Genomic DNA, 5,802 nt, shown 5'->3' with positions numbered 1-5,802 from the left:
CGTGCCCTGCCCCGCGGCGAGGATGACGATGGCCAGGTCGGTGTTGTCGGTCATGCTCCGCCACCAGGATTCGAACCTGGTCCTCACAGCTCCAAAGGCTGTCGTGCTGCCGTTACACCATGGCGGACCGCGGCCCGTCCGGATGCACGGAGCCGCGGATCAAGTCTGCCACTCGCGCATCCGCGGGTCGGACGCGCCGCGACGGGCGCCGCGCCGTGGCGGCCTTCCTCCGCCGAACAGGGCTCCGGCGGCTTCCGGCGCGACGTTGCGCCGCTGAGCGATGGACGAAGGTCGCGGCATAATGACCGGATGGCATCCGAGACGGACGAGGTCGACCGCATCGTCGGCGCGTGGGCGCAGCAGCGTCCCGACCTCGACTTCTCCCCCATGGAGGTGCTCTCGCGCGTCGACCGTCTCTCCCGCCACCTCGACCGCGCGCGCCGGGACGCGTTCCGCCGCACGGACATCGAACCCTGGGAGTGGGACGTGCTGTCGGCGCTGCGTCGCGCCGGCGATCCGTATCAGCTCAGCCCGAAGCAGCTGCTGCAGCAGACGCTGGTGTCCAGCGGCACCATGACCAACCGGATCGACCGGCTGGTCGGGCGACGCTTCGTGCGGCGCGAGGCGGACCCTGGTGATGGGCGCAGCGTGCTCGTGACGCTCACGGACGACGGCAGGGTGCGCGTCGACGCAGCGATCACGCGCCTGATGGACGCCGAGGCCGAGCTGCTCGACCGCCTCAGCCCGACGGAGCGCGATCGCCTCGCGACGCTCCTGCGGCGACTCAGCCTCGGCTTCGACACCGCGCCGGGCGTCTGAGCCACCGACCGGCAGGATCGCCGACGCACCATCCGTGCGCAAGCCCGTTGAGCGATCCGGCTGCACGCGGTGAAGTGGATCGGTGAAGCAAGACGAGATCCAGCAGGTGGCCCGCACGATCTTCGGTTGGGAGCACCTGCGGCCCGCACAGCTCGAAGCCATCCAGGCCGCCGTGAGCGGGCAGGACGTCCTCGCCGTCCTCGCGACCGGATACGGCAAGTCGGCGGTGTACCAGGTGGCCGCCCAGCTGCGGGAGGGGATCACGGTCGTGGTGTCGCCGCTGATCGCGCTGCAGGAGGACCAGATCGCCGGTCTGCGGCAGGCGCCGGACGCTCCCGGGGCCGTCGCGCTGCACTCGGCAGGCGGCGCGCGGCGGACCGAGGACGCGTGGCGGCGGCTGCGCTCGGGCGAGGCGGAGTACGTGCTCCTCGCGCCCGAGCAGCTGGCGAAGGACGACGTGCAGGATGCGCTCGCGGAGCTCGAGGTCTCGATGCTCGTGGTGGACGAGGCGCACTGCATCGCGTCGTGGGGGCATGACTTCCGTCCGGACTACCTGCTGATCGGCGCCGCCGCCGAGCGCCTGGGCCGGCCGCCGATCGTCGCGCTCACGGCCACGGCCTCCACACCGGTGCGCGAGGAGATCGTCGCCCGCCTCGATCTGCGCGACCCGCGCATCCTGCTGGGCGACATCGACCGGCCGAACATCGAGCTGGCCGTGCGCCGATACGCCGAGGACGGCGAGAAGCGCGCGGCCGTCGTCGCCGAGATCGTGGAAGCCGAGGGCACGGGGCTGCTCTATGTCGCCACGCGGCGCGCCGCCGAGCGGTACGCCGACGAGTTCGCCGATCACGGGCTGCGCGCCGCGGCCTATCACGGCGGGCTGCCCGCCCGCGAGCGCGACCGCGTGCACCGCGAGTTCCTGGAGGGCGCGCTGGACGTGGTGTGCGCGACCTCGGCTTTCGGCATGGGCATCGACAAGGAGGACGTGCGCTTCGTCGTGCACGCCGACGCCCCGGAGTCCGTGGATGCGTATTACCAGGAGATGGGCCGCGCCGGCAGGGACGGCGAGCCGGCCCGCGCGACGCTGCACTACCGCCCCGAGGATCTCGCACTGCGACGCTACTTCGCCACGAAGCGACCGGGGCGACCCGAACTCGAGAGGCTCGTCGCGGCGCTCGGCTCATCCGAGACGGCCAGGACGCGACTGGCCGAGGCCACAGGACTGTCCGCACGCCGCGTGACCGCGCTGCTGACGCTGCTCGTCGACACCGCCGCCGTGAAGCTCGGACGACGCGGCGCGCGACTGCGCGGCAGGGTGGACGCGAAGCGCGCGGTCGACCAGGCGCTCGAGCGCGTCGAGGAGCGCGAACGCATCGACCGGTCGCGCATCGACATGCTGCGCTCCTACGCCGAGACGCGCCGGTGCCGTCGGCAGGTGCTGCTCGGCTACTTCGGCCAGCCGCTCGATGAGCCCTGCGGCAACTGCGACACGTGCGCGGCCGGCTCCGCGCTCGAGGCCACGGCGGCCCCCGACCGGGGCTGGCGCGTGGACGAGCGCGTGGACCACGACGAGTGGGGCCCCGGCACGGTCATGGAGGTCGAGGACGACCGCATGACGGTGTTCTTCGAGAGCGCGGGGTACAAGACGCTCGCCCTCCAGGTCGTCGAGGAGAACGAGGTGCTGCGGCGGGCGAGCTGACCGGTGCCGGCCGACCCATCCGATCAGCCCCTCGCGCTCAGCCGATCTCCTCGGTGAGCTCGAACCACCGCTCCTCCGCCTCGGCGATCTCGGTTTCGAGGGCCGTGATCGAGGCCATCTCGCGGCCGAGCCCGGCGTAGTCCGACTGGTCGTGATCGGCGAGCCCCGTGCGCGCGGCGTTGACCTGTTCCGCGAGCTTCGCGATCCTGCGCTCGAGCGCGGCGACCTCCTTCTGCGCGGCCCGCAGCTCGGCGCCGCTCAGCCCGCTCGGGGCGGCGGCCGTGGCCTGCGTCGCCTTCGCGGCGGGCGTGGCCTGCTCCAGCTGGCGCAGCTTCAGGTACTCGTCGACGCCGCCGGGCAGGTGGCGCAGGCGGTGACCGAGGATCGCGTACTGCTGATCCGTGACGCGCTCGAGGAAGTAGCGGTCGTGCGACACCACGATCAGCGTTCCGGGCCAGGAGTCGAGCAGGTCCTCCATCGCCGCGAGCATGTCGGTGTCGAGATCGTTGGTGGGCTCGTCCAGAATGAGCACGTTCGGCTGGTCGAGCAGGATCAGCAGCAGCTGCAGGCGGCGCTTCTGACCGCCGGAGAGGTCTTTCACCGGCGTCGAGAGCTGCGCGCTCGAGAATCCCATGCGCTCCAGCAGCTGGCCGGGGCTGAGCTCGGTCGCCTTCGATCCGGAGCCGAACGTGTACGTCGTGCGCAGTCGCCCGATCACGACGCGGACCGGCTGGTTCAGGTGCTCGTCGAGCTCGTCAAGGCGCTGCGTGAGGGTGGCGACCTTGACGGTCTTGCCGCGCTTGACGCGTCCCGAGGACGGCTCGACGGATCCGGCGACGAGGCCCAGCAGGGTGGACTTGCCCGCCCCGTTCACGCCCAGGATGCCCGTGCGCTCCCCCGGCGCCAGGCGCCACTCGACGCGCTGCAGCACCTCCCTGTCGCCGTACGACACCGAGACGTCGAGCAGGTCGACGACGTCCTTGCCGAGCCGCGAGACCGCGAGGGACTGCAGCTCGGTCTTGTCGCGGATCTCCGGCACGTCCTCGATCAGCTGGTTGGCGGCGTCGATCCGGAACTTCGGCTTCGAGGTGCGCGCGGGGGCGCCGCGGCGCAGCCACGCGAGCTCCTTGCGGGCGAGGTTCTGGCGGCGCTGCTCGATCGCCGCGGCCTGGCGGTCGCGTTCGACGCGCTGCAGGATGTACGCCGCGTAGCCGCCCTCGAAGGGCTCGACGATGCGGTCGTGCACCTCCCACGTGGCTGTGCAGACCTCGTCGAGGAACCAGCGGTCGTGCGTGACGGTCAGCAGGCCGCCGGCGTTCGCCGCCCAGCGCCGCTTGAGGTGATCGGCCAGCCACGAGATCGCCTCGACGTCGAGGTGGTTGGTGGGCTCGTCGAGGGCGAGCACATCCCAGTCGCCCGCGAGCAGGGCGGCGAGCGCGACGCGGCGCCGCTGGCCGCCTGAGAGCGTGCCGAGCATGGCGTCCCACGGCAGGTCGCCGAGCAGCCCGGCGATCACGTCGCGCACCCTCGGGTCGCCGGCCCACTCGTGCTCGGGGGTGTCGCCGACCACGGCCTGCCCGATCGTCACGTCGTCCGGCAGCGTGTCGGCCTGGTCGAGCACGCCGATCCGGACTCCGCCGCGCACCGTGACGCGTCCCGCATCCGGCTCCCGCCGCCCGGCGAGCATGGCGAGCAGGCTCGACTTGCCGTCGCCGTTGCGGCCGACGATGCCGATCCGATCGCCCTCGTTCACGCCCAGCGAGACGGAGTCGAAGACGACCTTGGTCGGGTACTCGAGGTGCAGGGCCTCGGCCCCCAGAAGATGCGCCATATCCCCTCAAGGGTAGGGGACCTCGGCTGGACGCCCGCCGCTGGCACGTGGCCCATGAGCCGTCGCGTCCTGGCGCTGCCGGCGTCCAGGCGCGACGCCGTCAGAGGTGGATGTCCGCGCTGGAGGCGAGGCGGCGCCACGGCTCGGCCCGCGCCGTGCGGGGTAGCACGTCGGCCTCCACCAGCTGGCCGAGGCGCAGACCCGTGAGCTCGGCGATCTCGGCGATCGGCACCTGGAAGGTCCGGAACGGGCCGAGGTCGGGAGCGCCCGCCACGGCTCCCTGCTCGATCTCGTCGAGGTCGATCACGGGCGACTGGTCCAGCACGAAACCCGTCGCGCGCAGCTGACCGTCCCGCACCCAGACGGCGATCTTGAAGAACCGCAGCGGCACCAGGATGCCCCGGTACGGCAGATCCTCCGCGCCCAGCACGGGCGCTGTGAAGACCGAGACGCGCTGGTCGGTGGCGTCGGCGTAGGCGAGCACGTGGTCCTCGAGCCCGACCCACAGCTCCTCCGACTGGTTGAAGCCCGAAGCCTGCGGCGCCGCGTTCGTGTAGTGGAACGTGTCGCTGTTCGCCTTGCGGGCGTCATCGCCCCACACGGGGTCGCGGCGACGGACGAGGTGGCCGCGATCGAGGTCGTTGCGCGCGTAGACCTCTGGGCCCGCCTGCCACGCGGCGGGGATGCGGTCGTCGAGCCGCCAGTCGTCTCCGCGCGGCACGTCGACGAGCGCCGCCCCGTCGATGTTGACCGCCGTCAGCCGCGCAAGCCGGCGCTCCCGATCGAGGACCACCGTGAAGTGCGTGTAGTCGAGGCGCTCGACGGCGCGAGCCGCCTCCCCCTCGAGCACCGGCAGCGGCACATCGACATCCAGGAATCCCGGCGCGTAACCCATGCCCCGACCCTAGAAGCGACCGCCGACACAGGACGAGGGCCGCCGGGTGAACACCCGACGGCCCTCGCAGGAACTGCTGATCAGCAGGAGCGGCGGATCAGTAGGACTCGACGATCTCGAGGAGGCTCGGCACGTTGGCGTAGGCCTCGGCCGCGTTCTCCTTCGTGACGATGACCGGGTCCAGCAGGTACGCCGGCACGACCTTCACGCCGTTGTCGTACTGCTCTTCGTCGTTCACGTCGACCTGCTCGCCCGCCTGCAGCTGACCGATCATCTTGATCGTCTGCTCGACGAGGAGCGTGGTGTCCTTGTTGATCGTGGAGTACTGGCGGTCCTCCATGATCCAGCGCACAGACTCGGCCTCCGAGTCCTGACCGGTCACGACGGGCTGCTTCTTGCCGGCCTGGTCGACCGAGGTGAGGATCGCGCGCGCCAGGGTGTCGTTCGGCGACAGCACGCCGTCGAGCTCCTTGTCGCCGTACGTCGACGTCAGGATGCCGTCCATGCGCTCCTGGGCGTTCTCGGCGAGCCAGCCCTGCGTGGCGGTCTGGCCGATCT

Annotated in this window: 5 protein-coding genes and 1 tRNA gene; 2 read left to right on the top strand and 4 right to left on the bottom strand. The window is 71.6% G+C overall.

What is annotated here, in order from left to right:
• Positions 1–55: 55 nt before the first annotated feature.
• Positions 56–127 (bottom strand) — tRNA-Gln (locus RIF89_RS10155).
• A 182-nt stretch (positions 128–309) separates the two neighbouring features.
• Between RIF89_RS10155 and RIF89_RS10150 the strand changes: the two genes are divergently transcribed.
• The gene (locus RIF89_RS10150; RefSeq protein WP_309068995.1) at positions 310–819 is read left to right on the top strand and encodes a MarR family transcriptional regulator; all 510 of its coding nucleotides are present in this window, start codon (positions 310–312) and stop codon (positions 817–819) included.
• A gap of 82 nt (positions 820–901) precedes the next feature.
• Complete coding sequence (locus tag RIF89_RS10145) at positions 902–2,518, top strand: RecQ family ATP-dependent DNA helicase (RefSeq protein WP_309068994.1); 1,617 nt, start codon at positions 902–904, stop codon at positions 2,516–2,518.
• A 37-nt stretch (positions 2,519–2,555) separates the two neighbouring features.
• Here RIF89_RS10145 and RIF89_RS10140 read toward each other — a convergent pair whose 3' ends face one another.
• The 3 genes from RIF89_RS10140 to RIF89_RS10130 form a co-directional block, all read right to left on the bottom strand.
• On the bottom strand, positions 2,556–4,349 hold the full coding sequence (locus tag RIF89_RS10140) for an ABC-F family ATP-binding cassette domain-containing protein (RefSeq protein ID WP_309068993.1): 1,794 nt from the start codon (positions 4,347–4,349) through the stop codon (positions 2,556–2,558).
• Positions 4,350–4,449: 100 nt separating this feature from the next.
• Positions 4,450–5,244, bottom strand: a complete 795-nt coding sequence (locus tag RIF89_RS10135; protein WP_309068992.1) for a DNA/RNA non-specific endonuclease — start codon at positions 5,242–5,244, stop codon at positions 4,450–4,452.
• Between the two features lie 97 nt (positions 5,245–5,341).
• Positions 5,342–5,802 (bottom strand): substrate-binding domain-containing protein (locus tag RIF89_RS10130; RefSeq protein ID WP_309068991.1); only part of this gene is annotated, 461 nt, incomplete at its 5' end.

The organism is Microbacterium sp. (assembly GCF_031178525.1).
Lineage (GTDB): Bacteria > Actinomycetota > Actinomycetes > Actinomycetales > Microbacteriaceae > Microbacterium.
Note: the sequence above shows the minus strand (reverse complement) of the source record. Positions and strands in the feature narration are given on the sequence as shown.